This window comes from Rhizobium sp. O111, assembly GCF_055616315.1.
This window is the reverse complement of sequence record NZ_JBSHXL010000001.1, coordinates 609,132-626,900: the sequence shown is the minus strand read 5'-3', so window position 1 is coordinate 626,900 and position 17,769 is coordinate 609,132. Positions and strand designations below refer to the sequence as shown.

Genomic DNA, 17,769 nt, shown 5'->3' with positions numbered 1-17,769 from the left:
GTTACTCCTTGTAAATGCTGCCGCGGGGGCCGACGTTGATGACAAGGACAAGCCCGGTCTGCTCATCGATGATGACGCGGTCATTGCCGACACGTATGCGAACGAGATCCGTTCCGACAAGCTTTTTCACATCCACCGTCTCTCCGCGAGCGAAGGCGTGGACCTTTGCCTTGATCGCGGCCTGACGCTTGGGCTGCATCCGCTCCAAGCTTCTCTGCGCAAGTTTAGAGTAGATCACAGGCTTCATCCTAGCAACATAAACCAGAGCGCCGCACAAATCAATTAAGGGTTGCAAATTCATGCAGGCAGATTTCGTCATCATCGGTTCCGGCTCGGCGGGCTCGGCGCTTGCCTACAGGCTGTCGGAAGACGGCAAGAACAGTGTTATCGTCATCGAGGCCGGCGGGTCGGATTTCGGGCCGTTTATCCAGATGCCGGCGGCTCTGGCCTGGCCGATGAGCATGAAGCGCTACAATTGGGGCTATCTTTCCGAGCCAGAGCCAAACCTCAACAACCGCCGCATCACCGCGCCGCGCGGCAAGGTGATCGGCGGATCGTCGTCGATCAACGGCATGGTCTATGTGCGCGGGCATGCGGAGGATTACAACCGCTGGGAGGCGCTTGGCGCCAATGGCTGGGCTTATGCCGACGTACTCCCCTATTTCAAGCGGATGGAGCATAGCCACGGCGGCGAAGAGGGATGGCGCGGGACGGACGGGCCGCTGCATGTGCAGCGTGGCGGCATGCGCAACCCGCTGTTTCACGCCTTCATCGAAGCCGGCAAGCAGGCAGGCTTCGAGGCGACGGACGACTATAACGGCTCGAAGCAGGAAGGCTTCGGGCTGATGGAGCAGACGATCTTTCAGGGGCGGCGCTGGTCGGCCGCTTCAGCCTATCTGAAGCCGGCGCTGAAGCGGGCGAATGTTGATCTCGTCTATGGCCTTGCCCGCAAGGTGGTGATCGAAAACCGCCGGGCTGTTGGCGTCGAGATCGAACGCGGCGGCAAGGTCGAGGTCATCAAGGCCAACCGCGAGGTGATCGTCTCGGCTTCCTCGTTCAATTCGCCGAAGCTGCTGATGCTCTCGGGCATCGGCCCGGCGGCGCATCTGAAGGAGATGGGGATCGAGGTGAAGGCGGATCGGCCTGGTGTCGGCGCCAACCTGCAGGACCATCTGGAATTCTATTTCCAGCAGGTCTCGACCAAGCCGGTGTCTCTTTACTCGTGGCTGCCCTGGTTCTGGCAGGGCGTTGCAGGCGCGCAGTGGATGTTCACCAAGTCGGGCCTGGGCACTTCCAACCAGTTCGAGGCCTGCGCTTTCCTGCGATCAGGCCCCGGTGTCAAGCAGCCGGATATCCAGTATCACTTCCTTCCTGTTGCAATCAGCTATGACGGCAAGGCGGCGGCCAAGAGCCACGGCTTCCAGGTGCATGTCGGCTTTAACCTGTCGAAATCACGAGGGAACGTGACGCTCGCCTCCGCCGATCCGAAGGCCGATCCGTTGATCCGCTTCAACTATATGAGCCATGCCGAGGACTGGGAGAAGTTCCGCCACTGCGTGCGGCTTACCCGCGAGATCTTCGGCCAGCAGGCTTTCGACCAGTATCGCGGCTCCGAGATCCAGCCGGGCGAGAACGTCCAGACCGACGAAGAGATCGACGCCTTCCTGCGCGAGCATCTGGAAAGCGCCTATCACCCCTGCGGCACCTGCAAGATGGGCGCCAAGGATGATCCGATGGCGGTGGTCGATCCGGAAACGCGGGTGATCGGCGTCGACGGCCTGCGCGTCGCCGATAGTTCGATCTTCCCGCATGTGACCTATGGCAACCTCAACGGCCCGTCGATCATGACCGGCGAGAAGGCCGCCGATCACATCCTCGGCAAGCAGCCGCTGCCGCGCTCCAACCAGGAGCCGTGGATCAATCCGCGCTGGGAAGTGAGTGATCGGTAGGGGTTAATGGTAATCGTCTTCGCGTTGATGGCGGACGGCGAGGATGGTTACGGTTGTGCTGTCTTCGATTTCAAAAAGGATGACATAGCCACTGTCCCCGAATGGGATCAGCATCTCCCGTAGAAAGGCGTCTCCAGCCTCACTAAGATCAGCCTTTCGGCAGCTGAACGGGAACTGGCTGAAGCTGACAATGCCTCTCTGGATAGCGGAATAGGCACGCTTGGCAGCGTGCTTATCTCGCTGCAGAAGAAACTGGTAGAGGCTTGATATTTTCCCTGGCCCTTCGCGTTAAGCGGACCGAGTAAGTCATTCCGCAGCATCTTTATCCAGAGCATCGTCCAGCATTTCCTTCAGTTCCGCGAGGACGAATTCCGCGCTGTAATACTCACCCGTCCGCTTGGCTTCCTCTCTCGACGCCAAACCCCGCGCAATGAATTCCGCCTGCGTTCTCCGATAATGAACCTGTCGACGCAGCGAATCTTCCATGAACGCCGACAGGGTCTCGCCTTCGTTCAGGACGCTTTCAGCGGCGGCACGCAGCTCCGGATCGACACGCAGAGACGGAAGCGTTGCAGATTTCATGACAGACCTCGCGCGTTGCAATTGCGATGCATGATAGTGCAACAGGCGACAGGTGACAAGTTACGGCTCGGCTCGGCGATCAGTTGGCCGTCAGACGAAATTGGAGATCCGCAACCTCGCCCGCATATTCGCCAGGGCTTGCAAACGCGGGCCACGGGGCAGATAAGACCGATGCCCCCTTTTCTGTCCCCATGCCCCCAAGTGACCGACATGCCCCCACTCTATCGCAAATCCAAGCTGCTCCGCCGTTCGCGCGTGTTTCGAGGCTCGTTCTCGCTCTGGCGTCCGCGTCTGGTGTTCTGGTGCGGGGCGCTCGCGATCGGGTTGATCAGCGTCGCCTTCGCGGAACTCGCCGACATGGCGCAGAAGGCGTTTGCGGCGGTGACGACATCAGGGCGGTGGTCGTTCCTTTTGCCGCTGATCATCACGCCGGCCAGCTTCGTGCTGTCGGCCTATCTGGCGGCGAAGCTGTTTCCGAATTCGCAGGGGAGCGGCATTCCGCAGGCGATCGCGGCGCGGCACCTGCATGACGAGGCCGACCGCACGCGGCTGCTGTCGCTCCGGATTGCCGGCGGCAAGATCCTGCTCACCGTGCTCGGCCTCTTCTCCGGCGCATCGATCGGCCGCGAGGGGCCGACGGTGCAGGTGGGCGCGTCGATCATGCTGGCGGTCGCCCGCTTCGGCGGCATGGCGCAGGCGCGCGGGCTGATCCTGGCGGGCTCGGCCGCCGGCATCGCGGCTGCGTTCAACACGCCGCTTGCGGGCATCGTCTTTGCCATCGAGGAGATGAGCCGCACCTACGAGTCGCGGTCGAACGGGCTGGTGCTGACCGCGGTGATCCTCTCCGGTCTCGCCGCGCTCGGGCTGTCGGGCAGCTACAACTATTTCGGCTCTACCTCGGTGGCCCCGATGCATATGGCCGATTGGGGCCTCGTCCTCATCTGCGGCGTCGGCGGCGGGGCGCTCGGGGCCGGGTTCAGCGGTCTTGCACTGCATGTCGGCCAGCGCGTGCGTCGCTGGGCGCAACCGCAGCCCCTGAAGCGGATGCTGTGCCTTGCAGGCGGCTGCGGGCTTGTTATCGCCGTTATCGGCATCGCGTCGGGCGGCAATACGTTCGGCACCGGCTACGAGCAGGCGCGCGGCGCTGTCGAGGGCCATGCGCTGCCGCTATTCTTCTTCGTGGAGAAACTGCTCGCCAGCTTCCTGTCGATGATCTCAGGCATTCCCGGCGGCATCTTCGCGCCGTCGCTTGCCGTCGGCGCCGGTTTCGGCAGCACGGTCGGCTCGCTGATCGGCAGCAGCATCGCGCTGGCCGCGATCCTCGGGATGGCCGGATATTTCGCTGGTGTCGTGCAGGCGCCGATGACGGCCTTTGTGATCATTCTGGAGATGACGGGCGATCATGAGGCGGTGATCCCGATCATGGCGGTGTCGATGATCGGCTATGTGACCTCGCGCTTCCTGTCGCGCGAGCCTCTCTATCACGGCCTGTCGCGGGTGTTCATCGCAGCCACGATCCGGGCGCGGCGCGCGGCGGAGAAGGCGTCACATCAGGAAGAGCCGGCCCATTAGGACCAGTGGCGTGCCTTAGGCCAGCATCCGCGTGACCTCGGCACCGCGTGGCGCCACGGCGTCGGCGATCGTCGTCGAAAACAGCACCTTGCGGGTGGCGTCGGCCACCTTGGCGAAGACGTGGCGGATTTCGCAGTTCTGCTCGCCGTCGCAATCGTCGCACTTGCGGTAGGCGGTGATCGATAGGCAGGGCAGCGGGGCGATCGGGCCGTCGATGATGCGCAGCACTTCGCCGAAGGTGATCATGTCGGCCGGCTTCAGGAGCAGATAGCCGCCCTGCTTGCCACGGCGGCTGACGACGATGCCCTGGTGCTTGAGGTCGAGCAGGATCTGCTCGAGGAACTTCTTCGGGATCTTCTGCTGCGCCGCGATATCGGAGATCATCACAGGTTCGCCGTCATCGGCCTCGGCCAGAACGGTGAGCGCCCTAAGCGCGTATTTCGCCTTCTGCGTAATCATTTTCAGCCATCGACACACAAGCGGCGGACACTAATTGCGCCCGGCGGAACTCTTCTTTTTCTTTCTATCTCACGCGCTGGATGAACATAGTTTGAACAAGCGCGCAAAACCCCTGAGAAACAGGCTTTTCAGCCTTGTTTTCAATCTCAAATCAGCAATCTCGAATTTAACCGAAAAAGCGATCCTCCAAGCATCAAATCACATTTCCGATTGACAGGCGACGTGTAACCCTACTAAATCAATAGAGATTAAGGCGCGACGCTGGCCATTCATGCTGGCGCGGCTGCTTTTCTGCATTGCAGCGGCAGGGGAGAGATATTTGCTCCATTCCAGCCTGCTTTCGAAATGCCTGTTTCTGTCCTCTCCATCCCCAAGCTGCGATACTCCTGTCAACATCTAGGACAGGATTCCCATGACTGTTGCTCATACAATCGAAGAAGCGGAAACGCTGAACACGAAGCTTGCAAGCCTATCTCTGGCGGAACGCCTGTCGTTCGTCGCCAGCCTCGGCGGGCGGGTCGTGTTCACGACGTCGCTTGGTATCGAAGACCAGGTCATCACCGCCGAGATCGGCAATCACCGACTGCCGATTGACGTCGTGACGCTGCAGACCGGCCGCCTCTTTGCCGAGACGCTGAACCTGATCGACGAGACGGAAAAGCAGTACGACATCCACATCAGCCGCTACGAGCCCGAGCAGGCCGATATCGACGCCTATGCGGCGCAATACGGCCTTAACGGTTTCTACGAGAGCGTCGAAGCCCGGCATGCCTGTTGTGGCGTGCGCAAGCTGAAGCCGCTTGCGCGCGCGCTCAATGGGGCAACCATCTGGATCACCGGCCTGCGCCGCGGCCAGTCGGCCAATCGCTCGGAAACGCCGTTCGCCGAATATGACGCCGATCGCCATCTGCTGAAGGTCAATCCGCTGGCCGATTGGGACATCGACGTCATCAAGGCTTACGTCGCCGACAGCAGCGTGCCGATCAACCCGCTGCATGCGCGCGGTTACCCCTCGATCGGCTGCGAGCCGTGTACCCGCGCCATCAAGCCCGGCGAGCCCGAGCGCGCCGGCCGCTGGTGGTGGGAACAGGACCAGACGCGCGAATGCGGCCTGCACGTGGCTGAAGAGGCGTCCGCCATTTCCATCCAACAGTAACCCCTCGGCATCGGGATCAGAGCGCGGCAGCCGCCGGCGCTCCCCGATGCATAGTCTCATTGCATTCCAGGTCATTTGCCTGCGAATGATCGAAGTCTGGAGTAAGACATGCCCGATAGCCGTCCGGATACGGAACTCAGCAATCCGCAGAGCACCAAGCCGCCGCTCGACCCTCATCTGAAGGCGCTCGAAAACGAATCCATTCATATCTTCCGCGAAGTGGCGGCCGAGTTCGAGCGTCCCGTGATGCTCTACTCGATCGGCAAGGATAGTTCCGTGCTGCTGCATCTGGCGCGCAAGGCCTTCTATCCCGGCCGCGTGCCCTTCCCGCTGCTTCACGTCAACACCGGCTGGAAGTTCGCGGAGATGATCACCTTCCGCGACAAGATCGTGAAGGAATATGATCTCGATCTGATCGAGCACATCAATCCGCGCGGTGCGGCCGAAAACATCACGCCGTTCACCTATGGCTCGGCGCGCTATACCGACATCATGAAGACAGAAGCGCTGCGCAATGCGCTCGACGCTGGCAAGTTCGACGCGGCCTTCGGCGGTGCGCGACGCGACGAGGAAGCCAGCCGCGCGAAGGAACGCATCTACTCTTTCCGCACCCCCGACCACCGCTGGGATCCGCGCAACCAGCGCCCCGAGCTCTGGAACATCTATAACGGCCAGATCCGCAGCGGCGAAAGCGTGCGCGCCTTCCCGCTGTCGAACTGGACCGAGGTCGACATCTGGCGCTACATCCAGGCCGAAAACATTCCGATCGTGCCGCTCTATTTCGCCGCCAAGCGCCCCTATGTCGAGCGCGACGGCATGATGATCGATGCGACCGATCCGCGCCTGGAGCTGCTGCCCGGCGAGACGAAGCAGGAAGACTTCATCCGCTTCCGCACGCTTGGCTGCTTCCCGCTGACGGGCGCGATCAAGTCCACCGCCACGACGATGGACGACATTATCGCCGAACTTGAAATTGCCACTGTCTCCGAACGCCAGGGCCGCGCCATCGACCGCGACCAGTCCGGCTCCATGGAGAAAAAGAAGCGTGAAGGATATTTCTGAGATGACTGCAGCAGCAACAGCAAGCGCCATCGCCGCCCCCGCCGCCGAGCCCGCCCAGGCCGTGCGCGACACGCGACCGTTGCGCCTCATCACCTGCGGCAGCGTCGATGACGGAAAGTCCACGCTGATCGGACGCCTGCTCTGGGACACCAAGGCTGTCAAGGAAGACCAGGCAGCGACGCTGCGGCGCGATTCCACCGGCAAGCAGAACGATCTCGGCCTTCCCGACTTCGCGTTGCTTCTCGACGGCCTGCAGGCCGAGCGCGAACAGGGCATCACCATCGACGTCGCCTATCGCTATTTCGCGACCGACAAGCGCTCCTTCATCGTTGCCGACACCCCCGGCCACGAGCAGTACACCCGCAACATGGCGACCGGCGCCTCGACCGCCGACCTCGCCATCCTCTTGGTCGATGCCCGCGCCGGCATTCTCGAGCAGACGCGCCGTCATGCGACGATCGCCTCGCTGCTCGGGATCAAGCAGTTCGTGCTCGCGGTCAACAAGATCGACCTCACGAACTATGATCGCGCCGGCTTCGAAAAGATCGTCCACGAGTTCCGCGAGTTCGCGCTGTCGCTCGGCGTCAAGCAGATCACCGCGATCCCGATGTCGGCGCTGAAGGGCGAAAACGTCGTCTATTCCGGCGAGGCTTCGATGCCATGGTATGCCGGCCCGACGCTGGTGGAAACGCTGGAGCTTGCCACCGTGCGCTCGTCGCAGACGGTCGGCTTCCGCCTCTCCGTGCAGCGCGTGTCGCGTCCGGGCGAAAGCTTCCGCGGTTATCAGGGCACGGTTGCCGGCGGCTCTGTGAAGCCGGGTGACAGCGTGATGATCCTGCCGTCGGGCATGGTCGCCAACGTCACCAAGATCGTCACCTTCGACCTCGTGCGCAACGCGGCGGTGGCGGGCGACGCGATCACGCTGGTGCTCGACCGCCAGGTGGACGTGGCGCGCGGCGACATGATCGTTTCGATCGACAGCCAGCCGCAGGTGGGCCTCTCCTTCGACGCGCAGATCGTCGCCTTGCAGCCCGAGGGCATCGAGGCTGGAAAGCGCTACTGGCTGAAGAGCGGCAGCCGCCGCCAGCGTGTTCAGGTCCAGCCTGTCGCGCAGTTGCAGCTGAAGACCGGCACCTGGACCTCGGCCGAGACGCTCTACATGAACGCCATCGGCAAGGTGCATCTGACCTTCGACGAAGCGGCGATCTTCGACCCCTATGAGCAGAACCGCTCCTCGGGCGCCTTCATCCTGATCGATCCGGAAACCAACAACACGGTGGCCGGCGGCATGGTGACGGGCAAGCGTTCGGAGCTCAGCGGCCTTCACAGCGGCGACGGCCGCGTGATCCTGTCGCTGCCGGCCGATCTTGCCGACCAGATCATGGCCAGCGAGCTGTTTTCCAGCCGCCGCGACGAAGCGGAAGTGCGCCGGATGACGGCGGCGGAGGCCGCCAACCTCTGGACCAACGCCGGCGGCGACATCTGACATGACGACATGAGACGGGGCCGATTGGCCCCGTTTTCTTTTGGGAGGCAAGGGCATGCGTGGCATCGCAACACCGGTAAGGCCTGTCTCGTCACAAAGCACCGTCGTGCCTGTCACGGCGGGGCGCGCCATGTCATCACAGGATTGGAGCCGGCTGCTGCTGCTCGGCGCGCTGTGGGGCTGTTCGTTCTTCATCGGGCGAATCGCCGTTTCCGAGATTTCGCCGCTGGCTCTCGTCTTCTACCGGGTATCGATCGCGGCACTGGCGCTGCATCTTTGGCTGAAGCTTCGCGGCCTGTCCTTCGCCCCGGTGCTGGCGCACCCGGCCGGCTTCCTCGGCCTGGCGCTGTTGAACAACGTCATCCCGTTTTCGCTGATATTCGCCGGGCAGACCGAACTCGGCGCCGGGCTCGCCTCGATATTCTATGCGACGACGCCGCTCTGGACGATCTTCGTCGCCACCATGCTTGCGAAAGACGAGAGGCTGTCAGTCACGGCACTCGCCGGCATCGCGCTCGGCGTCGCCGGTGCCGTGGTGCTGATCGGCCCCAGCTTGATCTTCGATCTCGATGGGCCGCTATGGGCCAAGCTCGCGGTCATCGGCGCGCCTCCATCTCCTATGCATTCGGCGTCGTGCTTGCGAGACGCTTCCGCAGCATCGGCGCCGAGGTGATCGCCACCGGCCAGCTGACGGTCTCGAGCCTGCTGATGCTGCCCGTCGTCGCCATCTTCTGCGCGCCTGATGACATCATCCCCGTGAGCGGAACGACATGGGTGGCGATCGCGATCCTCGGTCTCCTGTGCACGGCGCTTGCCTTCATCCTCTACTTCAGCCTCATCGCCTCGGCAGGCGCCACCAATGCCTCGCTGGTGACGCTGCTGGTGCCGGTGAGCGCCACGCTGCTCGGCGCGCTCTTCCTCGGCGAGCGGCTGCGGATGTTCGAGTTCGCGGGAATGGCGCTGATCTTGAGCAGCCTGGTCGTGATCGATGGCCGGGTGTTGCGGCGGTTCGCCGGTGGCGGCGGGGTGCGGCGGATGACGGCGGCGCAGGCGGTGCGGCGTTGGCCTTATGCGGCGAGCGATATTTGACGACGGGCGCTAGCGCGTCGCGCGTTCCATGACGATATCCGTCTGCACATCCTGACCCACCGTGAAGGTCGTGCTGCCGACCGGCACGAAGCCGACCTTGTCGTAGAAGGCGATGGCGCGGGCGTTCTTTTCGTAGACCGTCAATTGCAGGCGCTCCACGCCGCGCGCCGCACATTCCGAGATAACAGCGTCGAGCAGGTGATTGGCGAGGCCCTGGCCGCGCCAGGCGGTGTCGATGTAGATGCGGCTGAGCAGGCTGGCGTCGGCGATGGATGGCGAGACGACGAGATGGGCGTAGCCGGCAATCGTGTCGCCGTCCGTTGCCAGAAAGACGGCGGCCTCAGGGTCGGCGATCTCGGTGGCCTGGATGTCCGGCCGGAAGGCCTTGGTAACATAGGCTTCGAGATCGGCGGCCGGCGTGTCGTCGCCATAGGTGGCGCGGAACAGGCGGGCGGCGAACTGGCTGAGTGCCGCCGCATCCGCCGCTTGGGCCCGCCTGATCTCGATAGATGCCGTCATCGGTATTGCCTCCGCCTAGAACAGCGGCATGTGCCGGTTGACGTCCTTGTAGAGCAGATAGCGGAAGCGGCCGGGGCCGCCAGCGTAGCAGGCCTGCGGGCAGAAGGCGCGCAGCCACATGTAGTCGCCGGCCTCGACCTCGACCCAATCCTTGTTGAGCCGATAGACCGCCCTGCCCTCGAGCACGTAGAGACCGTGCTCCATGACGTGGGTTTCCATGAAGGGGATGACGCCGCCGGGCTCGAGCGTGACGATGGTCACATGCATGTCGTAGCGCAGGTCGGACGGGTCGATGAAGCGGGTGGTCGCCCAGACGTCGTCGGTATCGGGCATCGACTGCGGCGGGTTCTGATCCTCATGGGTGAAGAGCGCCGGTGGCGGCTCCAGGCCTTCAACCGGCTGGAAGGCCTTGCGGATCCAGTGAAACTTGGCGGCATCTGCACCCTTGTTCCAGAGCGTCCACTTCGAGCCCGCCGGCAGGAAGGCGAAGGAGCCGGGACGCAGCACGTGGGTGGCGCCCTCGTGATCGACCGTCACCTCGCCATCGACGACGAAGAGCACGCCCTCGGCGCGCTTTTCCGGCTCCGGCCGGTCACTGCCGCCGCCGGGCTGCACTTCCATGATGTATTGCGAGAAGGTCTCGGAGAAGCCGGTCATCGGGCGGGAGATCACCCAGGCGCGCGTGCCCTGCCAATGGGGCAGATAGCTGGTGACGATATCGGTCATCACGCTGCGCGGGATGACGGCGTAGGCCGTCGTGAACACCGCCTTGCTCGACAAAAGATCGGTCTGCGGCGGCAGGCCGCCCATGCTGGAATAGTAATCTCTGCTCATCGATCCGCTTCTCATGACATTTGTGACATCAAGCTTTAAGCGCGAGATTCCAACGAGGCAATATGCGGATTGGCGGAAGTGTTTTTCTGTCCGGGAGACCATGGCGCCGTGGGCCAGGTGACCTGACCGTGACGCTCATCGTGAAAGCGGCATCACGCCGCCTTCTTGGCGCCATCAACCGGCAACGGCTGCGCCGTGCGCGTGACCGCGTATAGTTCCGCCTCGGCGATTTCCTTCGCGAAACGCTGACGAAACGGGATGTAGTTCGGTCTGCCAATCGGCGCGGAAATACAAGACAGGTGCGAATTGTCGCCAACAAATCGTCGGCCCGCTCGATCAAAGCCGATGGTCGAATAGTAGTAAGGAAGTTGCCCTTCCTCGATAAGGTTCGCCAGAATCAAGTTCAGAACCGACTGCTCGGGGCAGAACCATCTGTATTCCTCGTGATGATCACCGACCAAAGGCGGAAGGATAAACTTCTGCACCCTGCACAGTGCGAGCCAGTACAGCAGTATTTCCTTGGCGGCCGGCGTGTTCCTGGACACGATCCTGTTGACGATATGCATCGGGAAATTGCACGAAAACACCGTATTCCCGCCAATTTCGACGATCTGGCGACCGCTCGCATGTTGCGCGACCTTTCGGCGCTGATCCTCACACTCGCGGCCCACGAAGAAGTCATGAACATCGCCCGTTCCGGCAACGAATTCCGGAATGTTTTCCATGGCAACCCGCAGGCCGGGATACTTGCCAATGTTGGCGTCCGTGTAGATCACGAGGTCGTTTTTGTTCATCGATTGCAAAGCATGGAGCAAGACGAACGGCTTCCAGGCGCACATGCCGATCGTGTGCAGGCCCGGATTTTTCGGCAAGGCGTACTTGTCGTCATAGCGCTGCACCAGATCCTCGGCGCCCAAGGCGCGGAGTTTTCGCGGCGTATAGGCCTCAAACTCGCATCCCTGCGATAGAACGAGCGCCTTCAGATCTTCCATGGATTGGTCCAGCGGCAGACCATCATCATGGGGAAAACCTTCGGTGTGGAAAGTAATGACCTTTATTCTGGTAATCATGGCCTGCATTCCCCCACGCCTATTTGGCTCGCTCAGAATAGCTATCGTTTTATGGTTAACAGATTGTTACCACTGGCATGCGACTAATCTACACACGCAATACGGGTCATTGCAGCGAGCCGCTCGGATTCGTGAAATATTGCGACAGAAGCCCGATGGCAGCAATCGCCGACTGACCTGTCCGTGAGGATATTCGCGCGAGGCGTATTTTAATCTTGCAGATGATATTGGGGATCGGCGAATCCGGGTGGCTGATGGGAAGAAAACCGTGCCGGTTTAGACAAGTATGGGCAAGGCCGACAGAGTTCTGCCATTGCCGCCGTGAGAACAGAGAAAGTCAGAAATTCGGGATCGGGTGGAAAATCCTGTAGTGCCGGGATTTTCAGCTGGTCGGAGTGAGAGGATTCGAACCTCCGACCCCCACGTCCCGAACGTGGTGCGCTACCAGACTGCGCTACACTCCGTGACCAGCGGCGCCTCTATAGACCGGCCCAACGGCTTGCGCAAGCACCAAAATCCAAAGCGGGTTGCATTTTTATGACGGCGGCGGCGGGAAGCGCGCCCAGGCTTGCGCGCGAGCAAAAAGCCACACCTGACGCAAATTTTGCGCTTGCGAAAAAGAGCTGATTTTCTTTTGCCGGGTTCCGCGCTAAAGCGCTGTCAGGACAGGCTGAAACGCTGCAGGGGCAGTGATTCCCGCCGCCGAATGCGCGACAAATCCAGGGACGACACCATGAAACTCCGCACTTTCGCAGCCGCAGCGCTGGCCATCGCCTTGGCCGGCTGCACGACCATCCCGACGGCCGCCGATCCGATCTCCAGCCGCTGGGTCGGCCAGTCCGCCGGCAAGTTCTTCGCAGCCTTCGGCCCGCCGCAGACCGACGCCGACAATGGCGGCGGCAATGTCTACACCTGGCAGGGCGGCTACAAGACCGTGACCATTCCGGCGAAATACGCCGATGGCACTGAGGGCAAGCGCGGCAAGCAGATCTCTCCTGCCCGCAAACAGTATCTGCGCTGCAAGGCCGTGATCACCACCAGCTCGGACTACACGATCCGCAGCATCAAGGTATCCGGCGACCTGCCCGGCCTCAACGGCGGCCCATCCTACTGCGCCGAATTCCTGGCGCCTGCCCAGCCGGCCGCGCAGTAAGGCGCAGCGAAAGCGAGAGACACGAAAGGCGGGACGCGGGTTCCGCCTTTTTTGTTTTGGACGAAGTCTCAAAGCTATAGCGCCCCCCGGGAAATGGACGATCTGCAAACCATGGTTTTAGCGTCAAATTTATCGACTCTTGGATGTATTTGACGCTAGATGCTCACGAGAGAACGACGTGAGCGGTGGATCGTGGCCCTTAATTTCCATCCGAGAGTGGGTGCAGTTGTCATTTGCGATTACAGAACCGGCTTCAAAGAGCCAGAGATGATCAAAGAGCGCTTGGCGGTTGTCATCTCCCCTCGGCTGCCCAACAGAAGCGATCTTTGTACGGTTGTTCCGCTAAGCATGTCACCACCTAAGCGAGACATCAAATATCAGTGCCGCATCGAACTCCCGATGGAGGCACCCAAACCTTACGAGGGCAAATTCAAATGGGCTAAGGCCGATATGTTGGCGACTGTCGGCATCAGGCGGCTGACACTCCCATATACGGAACGAGACCCTGTCAGTAACAAGCGAAAGTATCTGACGATTATTCTCGGCCACGAGGAGATGGACAAGATCACAACAGCAGTTCTGCATGCATTGGGTCTGGAACACTTGACGAAGGCAGTGCTATAGCCCATATCTTGTGGTGTCTGCGCTACCGATCTATCGGGGAGCGCCTCAAGTCCACCGCGAGGTGGCGGATTATCCTAGCGACGACAAGCCAAGATGATTGACACCCCGTCTTACGAGGCGGGGTTTATTTTTTTGGATTTGGACAAAAACATCATTGGCTGGGGCGCCAGGATTCGAACCTGGGAATGCCGGTACCAAAAACCGGTGCCTTACCGCTTGGCGACGCCCCACCAGAGACTGGCAGCGAGAAACGCTTGCCAATTGCGTCGCCTGATTAGCAAAGGTCCGTGAACGTCACAATCATTAAGTTTCGGGGCGAGCATATTTCTGTGTGGTCTTTTCTGTGCGCTCTTTTTTGTACGCTTTGGCGGACGGCATGCTAGGTCTCTTCCAAGACCATACCGCTTCGGAGTGACAATGAGCCAGTATCGTGCCCGCCCGCCTGCCCTTGCCACGCTTCTCCTCGACGATGCCGTCGTCAGGATCACCCGTTGGGACTTCGAGCCCGGCGCAGATACCGGCGTGCATACGCATGGCATGGGCTATGTCGTGGTGCCGATGACGGATTGCCAGTTCCTGATCGAGGAGAACGGCGATAGCCGGCGCGTGGATATCACGGCCGGTGCCGCCTATCGGCGCGATGCGGGCACCGAACACAATGTCGTCAATGCCGGCGACAAGCCGATGTCCTTCATCGAGATCGAGTACAAGTAGGTCGTTACAGGACACGACCGGGTGGACGACCGCAGGAACGACATGGCCAATCCAGACTTCAATCGCGCCTTCGAGCCCGCCTACGGCCAGGCAGTGCCCATCGCACCCGGCGTTCAGCGGATCACGGTCAACAATCCGAGCGCGTTCACCTTTCACGGTACCAACAGCTATATCGTCGGCGACCGCTCGGTCGCGGTCATCGATCCCGGTCCCGATGACGACGCGCATTTTTCGGCGCTGATGGCAGCGCTTAAGGGGCGCGAGGTCACGCATATCCTCGTCTCGCATACGCATCGCGATCACTCGCCGCTCTCGCGCCGGCTCAAGGAGGCGACGGGGGCTATCGTCGTCGCCGAAGGGCCGCACCGGGCGGCGCGGCCGCTGCATGCGGGGGAGACCAATCCCTTCGCCGAGAGCTCCGACATGGCGTTTCGTCCCGATATCGCGCTTGCCGATGCGCAAGCGATCGAGGGCGATGGCTGGCGGCTGACGGGCGTGCATACGCCGGGGCACGCGGCCAACCACATGGCATTCGCGCTTGAAGACACCGGCATCTTGTTTTCGGCCGATCATGTCATGGCCTGGGCGACCTCGATCGTCGCGCCGCCGGATGGCTCGATGGCCGATTACATGGCCTCGCTCGACAAGCTGATTGCAAGGCGCGACCGGCTGCTCCTGCCCGGCCATGGCGGCCCGGTACGCAAGCCGATCTCCTTCATGCGGGCGCTGAAGACGCATAGGCGCATGCGCGAGCGCGCGGTGCTGGGGCGGATCAGGGCCGGCGATACCAATATCCCCGGCATGGTCAAAGTCATCTACCGCGACACCGATCCGCGGCTGCACGGCGCGGCTGCCCTTTCCGTGCTGGCGCATATCGAGGATCTGATCGAGCGCGGCGAGATCGAGACGGATGGCCCGCCAGCGCTTTTGGGGTCGTACCGGATGGCCGTGCGATAGGGCTCACGTCAGCTGCCGGCGATGCCGAGCAGTTCGGCGTCCAGCGCTTTCAGATAATCCTCGGCGATATCGGCGCTGAAGCCGAGGTCGGAGGGGCCGTAGCGGGAGGCGACGCGGACGTCGACGAAGGTGGTCTCGGCCTCTTCGCGCAGACGGATGATGACGTCGAAGCGCAGGCCGAGAACCAGCGTGCGCGTCTCGCCCTGCAGCGTCACGCCGTTGGCGCGGCGGATCAGCTGGGCAACGTCGTCGTCATAGGGACGCGGCGTTGGGACGGGCACGACATCGGGGGCCTCGTCGGGAACGGCGGTGTTGTCGGCGGCTTGGCTCTGGGCTTGGGGCTGGGGCTTGGCCGCCGGCTTGTCTTCCGGATCGCGGGTCGGCACGCTGTCGCCTTCGGCGCGCGTGATGCGGATGCCGTTGAGCTTGGCGACCTTCTTGACGGCCTCCAGCACGCGGTCGATGGCGCCATCGTAGCGGCGGCCGGTGAGTTCGGGATAGGCTTCCAGCTGCTTTTCGCGATCCTCCGGCGTCACCGGAACCCGCTTCAGCCAGATCTGGTCGGCGCTTGGGGTCTTCAGCCAGTCCGGCACCGAGACGGGATCGGTGGAGACGTCGTAGATGACCGGCATGCTCATATAGCGCTCGACCGCCAGTCCGCCGATGAAAAGCGGCAATGCCGCGAAGATCAGCGCCTTCAGCGCATCGTGTCCGCCTTCGGCGCCCGTCAGCCACAGGCTGCGCAGGCCGGCTGCGGCGAGCACGGCGGCCAGGATGCTGAAGCCGGTCGCGACGATGAGGATGAGCACGAGATAGGGCGTGGCGAGGCCGGCGAAGCGGTGACCGATCAGCGCCGCCAGGCACAAGACCAGCGCAAAGGCCGCGAACCGCCTGGAAAAGCGGGCGGCACTGGAAATGGGGCGGTCGAAACGGATTGCCATCAAACTTACCGGTTAGTCGCAAGCGGCGCGTCCCGCATGAACGCGCAAATCGCCCAAGCACTTGTTTAGTGCAAGATTCGCCTAAATTGAAACTGTTGTCTTACGCGAGCGTGTCCAATCCACGATGAAGCCACGTTTTAGACCACCAAAGCGGGCATGGATTACGTGAGCATTTTCTGATATTGAGTTGATTTCCCGCAGTTGCAGCATGTTCATCGGTCACGGACGAACAGGAGAAAAGCAATGATCGCATCCGAGCTTGCAGTGGAAAGCCCCATGCCGACGCTTGCCGGGGCCGATGCGAGCGATCCGCTTCTGCCGATGGAGCTTCTGGAGCTCGAGCTTTCGCTCGAAAGCTACGATGGCGACAGCGACTTCTGCGATGCGGTGCGCACGGCGGCGGGCAAGAGCGGCGGCGAGTTCCTGTTCGATCTCCCTGCCGAAGGGCTGATCGACGATTGCAAGCGGATCGCGGTGCTGCGCATCCCGTCCGCTTCCACCGACATGCGGATCGTGCTCGCGGTGCTCGACCAGAACGGCACCGATATCCGCATGGAAAGCCCGGCGCCCGAGACCGCCCATATCGCGCAGTTCGCCGATGCCTTTATCGAGGTGCTGGAGCGGTTCTAAAGCATGTCGCGCAAAAGTGTGCAGCGGTTTTGCGGCAACGACATGCGACAAAAGCCTAATCGCGGCCGGATGCGGCTTCGGCCAGCGTGCGGAAGGCGAACTTTCGGCCGCATTCGCATTTGATCACGCTGGTTTCCTGAAAATTGGTCTGGCGCTGGACGAAAAGTCCGCGCGGCAGCTGGTCGATGTTGAAGCCCGGGTGCTTGCGCTTCGGATCGTCCGTCTCGGAGGCTTCGGCGAAGCCGCTATTGCCGCATTGCGGGCAGGTCAGCTTTTTCGAGAATCGATCACGCAGTGCCATCAGTCGCTTCCATTTCCGTGAGGCGTCTTCTTATAGCGGTTCTCATCCGGGCGAAAGCCGGAACCAAAGCTTGGGGGCATCGTTTTCCCTTGAAAGGAGACAATCATGCCCAATCGCGACCCGATTCCCGTGCCCACGCCAGAGACCCCGCGCGGCCCGACGCCGACACCCGGCATTCCCGACCGCGTGCAGGAAAAGCCGCCGCTGACGCCGGCACAGGATCCCGGTGACAGCAAGAACCCGAACGACCCGACGCTCGATCCGGCGCTGCTGCCGATCGGCGATCCCGCCGGCGCCGCGTGACAAGTTTTGCGGCTGACGGAGTTTTTAGTTGACGGGTGATCGGGCTTGGCGTCTGCTATTTCCAGCAAGATCAATCCGTTGAAGATGAAACCATGCGTATTCTCCCGCTGACGCTCACCATCGCCGCCATTGCGATCGGCCTTTCGGCCTGCCAGACGATGACGCCGGAAGAACGGCGCGCGGCCGATGAGCGGCAATGCATGAGCTACGGCTTCAAGCGCGGCACCGAAGGCTTCGCCACCTGCCTGCAGCGCATCGATCTCAATCGACAGGCGCAGGCGCGGGCCGACAGCGCATACGTGATGTCTGATATGTCGTGGCGCATGGGCGGCCCCTATTACGGCGGTCCCTACTATCGCTGGTAAGCC

At 62.0% G+C, this 17,769-nt stretch carries 21 protein-coding genes, 2 tRNA genes and 1 pseudogene; 13 read left to right on the top strand and 11 right to left on the bottom strand.

Annotated elements, in window-relative coordinates:
• Position 1: 1 nt before the first annotated feature.
• A complete protein-coding gene (locus ACVTFQ_RS03140; RefSeq protein WP_313760468.1) occupies positions 2 to 319 on the bottom strand; it encodes a type II toxin-antitoxin system RelE family toxin in 318 nt (105 codons plus the stop codon).
• On the opposite strand from ACVTFQ_RS03140, the gene betA reads away from it, so the two are divergent.
• On the top strand, positions 300 to 1,949 hold the full coding sequence (gene betA, locus ACVTFQ_RS03135; protein WP_111564376.1) for a choline dehydrogenase: 1,650 nt from the start codon (positions 300 to 302) through the stop codon (positions 1,947 to 1,949). The genes ACVTFQ_RS03140 and betA overlap by 20 nt on opposite strands.
• Positions 1,950 to 1,952: 3 nt before the next feature.
• Here betA and ACVTFQ_RS03130 read toward each other — a convergent pair whose 3' ends face one another.
• On the bottom strand, positions 1,953 to 2,153 hold the full coding sequence (locus ACVTFQ_RS03130; RefSeq protein WP_470423968.1) for a type II toxin-antitoxin system RelE/ParE family toxin: 201 nt from the start codon (positions 2,151 to 2,153) through the stop codon (positions 1,953 to 1,955).
• A gap of 102 nt (positions 2,154 to 2,255) precedes the next feature.
• Positions 2,256 to 2,531 carry a YlcI/YnfO family protein gene (locus ACVTFQ_RS03125; protein WP_111564374.1) on the bottom strand — a complete coding sequence of 92 codons (276 nt, stop codon included), beginning with the start codon at positions 2,529 to 2,531 and terminating at the stop codon, positions 2,256 to 2,258.
• Between the two features lie 210 nt (positions 2,532 to 2,741).
• Between ACVTFQ_RS03125 and ACVTFQ_RS03120 the strand changes: the two genes are divergently transcribed.
• Positions 2,742 to 4,103 (top strand): chloride channel protein, encoded by a 1,362-nt coding sequence (locus ACVTFQ_RS03120; protein WP_111564468.1) that lies wholly within the window; start codon positions 2,742 to 2,744, stop codon positions 4,101 to 4,103.
• 15 nt (positions 4,104 to 4,118) lie between these two features.
• On the opposite strand, the gene ACVTFQ_RS03115 is transcribed toward ACVTFQ_RS03120, so the two are convergent.
• Entirely contained in the window at positions 4,119 to 4,562 is a 444-nt protein-coding gene (locus ACVTFQ_RS03115) for an RrF2 family transcriptional regulator (RefSeq protein WP_026283096.1), read from the bottom strand.
• A gap of 412 nt (positions 4,563 to 4,974) precedes the next feature.
• On the opposite strand from ACVTFQ_RS03115, the gene ACVTFQ_RS03110 reads away from it, so the two are divergent.
• The 4 genes and pseudogenes from ACVTFQ_RS03110 (at position 4,975) to ACVTFQ_RS03095 (ending at position 9,355) form a co-directional block, all read left to right on the top strand.
• Positions 4,975 to 5,718 carry a phosphoadenylyl-sulfate reductase gene (locus ACVTFQ_RS03110; RefSeq protein ID WP_111564373.1) on the top strand — a complete coding sequence of 248 codons (744 nt, stop codon included), beginning with the start codon at positions 4,975 to 4,977 and terminating at the stop codon, positions 5,716 to 5,718.
• Between the two features lie 108 nt (positions 5,719 to 5,826).
• A complete protein-coding gene (cysD, locus tag ACVTFQ_RS03105) occupies positions 5,827 to 6,780 on the top strand; it encodes a sulfate adenylyltransferase subunit CysD (protein WP_111564372.1) in 954 nt (317 codons plus the stop codon).
• A 1-nt stretch (position 6,781) separates the two neighbouring features.
• Positions 6,782 to 8,266, top strand: a complete 1,485-nt coding sequence (cysN, locus tag ACVTFQ_RS03100) for a sulfate adenylyltransferase subunit CysN (protein ID WP_047507833.1) — start codon at positions 6,782 to 6,784, stop codon at positions 8,264 to 8,266.
• 130 nt (positions 8,267 to 8,396) lie between these two features.
• Positions 8,397 to 9,355: pseudogene (locus ACVTFQ_RS03095) on the top strand (DMT family transporter).
• Between the two features lie 9 nt (positions 9,356 to 9,364).
• Here ACVTFQ_RS03095 and ACVTFQ_RS03090 read toward each other — a convergent pair.
• The 4 genes from ACVTFQ_RS03090 to ACVTFQ_RS03075 form a co-directional block, all read right to left on the bottom strand.
• Positions 9,365 to 9,874, bottom strand: a complete 510-nt coding sequence (locus ACVTFQ_RS03090; RefSeq protein ID WP_111564371.1) for a GNAT family N-acetyltransferase — start codon at positions 9,872 to 9,874, stop codon at positions 9,365 to 9,367.
• Between the two features lie 15 nt (positions 9,875 to 9,889).
• Positions 9,890 to 10,708: a bifunctional allantoicase/(S)-ureidoglycine aminohydrolase gene (locus ACVTFQ_RS03085; RefSeq protein WP_111564370.1), complete on the bottom strand. Its 819-nt coding sequence runs from the start codon at positions 10,706 to 10,708 to the stop codon at positions 9,890 to 9,892.
• Between the two features lie 152 nt (positions 10,709 to 10,860).
• The gene (locus tag ACVTFQ_RS03080; protein ID WP_111564369.1) at positions 10,861 to 11,787 is read right to left on the bottom strand and encodes a hypothetical protein; all 927 of its coding nucleotides are present in this window, start codon (positions 11,785 to 11,787) and stop codon (positions 10,861 to 10,863) included.
• A gap of 378 nt (positions 11,788 to 12,165) precedes the next feature.
• Positions 12,166 to 12,242, bottom strand: a tRNA-Pro gene (locus tag ACVTFQ_RS03075).
• Between the two features lie 269 nt (positions 12,243 to 12,511).
• On the opposite strand from ACVTFQ_RS03075, the gene ACVTFQ_RS03070 reads away from it, so the two are divergent.
• On the top strand, positions 12,512 to 12,931 hold the full coding sequence (locus ACVTFQ_RS03070) for a hypothetical protein (RefSeq protein WP_111564467.1): 420 nt from the start codon (positions 12,512 to 12,514) through the stop codon (positions 12,929 to 12,931).
• A gap of 159 nt (positions 12,932 to 13,090) precedes the next feature.
• Positions 13,091 to 13,555, top strand: a complete 465-nt coding sequence (locus ACVTFQ_RS03065) for a type II toxin-antitoxin system PemK/MazF family toxin (protein WP_111564368.1) — start codon at positions 13,091 to 13,093, stop codon at positions 13,553 to 13,555.
• A 155-nt stretch (positions 13,556 to 13,710) separates the two neighbouring features.
• Here the strand turns inward: ACVTFQ_RS03065 and ACVTFQ_RS03060 are convergent.
• A tRNA-Gln gene (locus tag ACVTFQ_RS03060) sits at positions 13,711 to 13,785 on the bottom strand.
• A gap of 187 nt (positions 13,786 to 13,972) precedes the next feature.
• Between ACVTFQ_RS03060 and ACVTFQ_RS03055 the strand changes: the two genes are divergently transcribed.
• Complete coding sequence (locus ACVTFQ_RS03055) at positions 13,973 to 14,269, top strand: cupin domain-containing protein (protein ID WP_111564367.1); 297 nt, start codon at positions 13,973 to 13,975, stop codon at positions 14,267 to 14,269.
• 42 nt (positions 14,270 to 14,311) lie between these two features.
• Complete coding sequence (locus ACVTFQ_RS03050; protein ID WP_111564366.1) at positions 14,312 to 15,226, top strand: MBL fold metallo-hydrolase; 915 nt, start codon at positions 14,312 to 14,314, stop codon at positions 15,224 to 15,226.
• 8 nt (positions 15,227 to 15,234) lie between these two features.
• Here the strand turns inward: ACVTFQ_RS03050 and ACVTFQ_RS03045 are convergent, their stop codons facing one another.
• A complete protein-coding gene (locus ACVTFQ_RS03045; RefSeq protein WP_111564365.1) occupies positions 15,235 to 16,167 on the bottom strand; it encodes a DUF1499 domain-containing protein in 933 nt (310 codons plus the stop codon).
• Between the two features lie 243 nt (positions 16,168 to 16,410).
• Between ACVTFQ_RS03045 and ACVTFQ_RS03040 the strand changes: the two genes are divergently transcribed.
• Positions 16,411 to 16,797, top strand: coding sequence for a hypothetical protein (locus ACVTFQ_RS03040; protein WP_047507852.1), 387 nt, complete (start codon positions 16,411 to 16,413; stop codon positions 16,795 to 16,797).
• Positions 16,798 to 16,852: 55 nt separating this feature from the next.
• On the opposite strand, the gene ACVTFQ_RS03035 is transcribed toward ACVTFQ_RS03040, so the two are convergent.
• The gene (locus ACVTFQ_RS03035) at positions 16,853 to 17,098 is read right to left on the bottom strand and encodes a hypothetical protein (protein ID WP_018899034.1); all 246 of its coding nucleotides are present in this window, start codon (positions 17,096 to 17,098) and stop codon (positions 16,853 to 16,855) included.
• A gap of 105 nt (positions 17,099 to 17,203) precedes the next feature.
• Between ACVTFQ_RS03035 and ACVTFQ_RS03030 the strand changes: the two genes are divergently transcribed.
• Positions 17,204 to 17,401, top strand: a complete 198-nt coding sequence (locus ACVTFQ_RS03030; RefSeq protein ID WP_018899035.1) for a hypothetical protein — start codon at positions 17,204 to 17,206, stop codon at positions 17,399 to 17,401.
• Positions 17,402 to 17,493: 92 nt separating this feature from the next.
• Positions 17,494 to 17,766, top strand: coding sequence for a hypothetical protein (locus ACVTFQ_RS03025; RefSeq protein WP_047507856.1), 273 nt, complete (start codon positions 17,494 to 17,496; stop codon positions 17,764 to 17,766).
• The last annotated feature ends 3 nt before the right edge of the window (positions 17,767 to 17,769 follow it).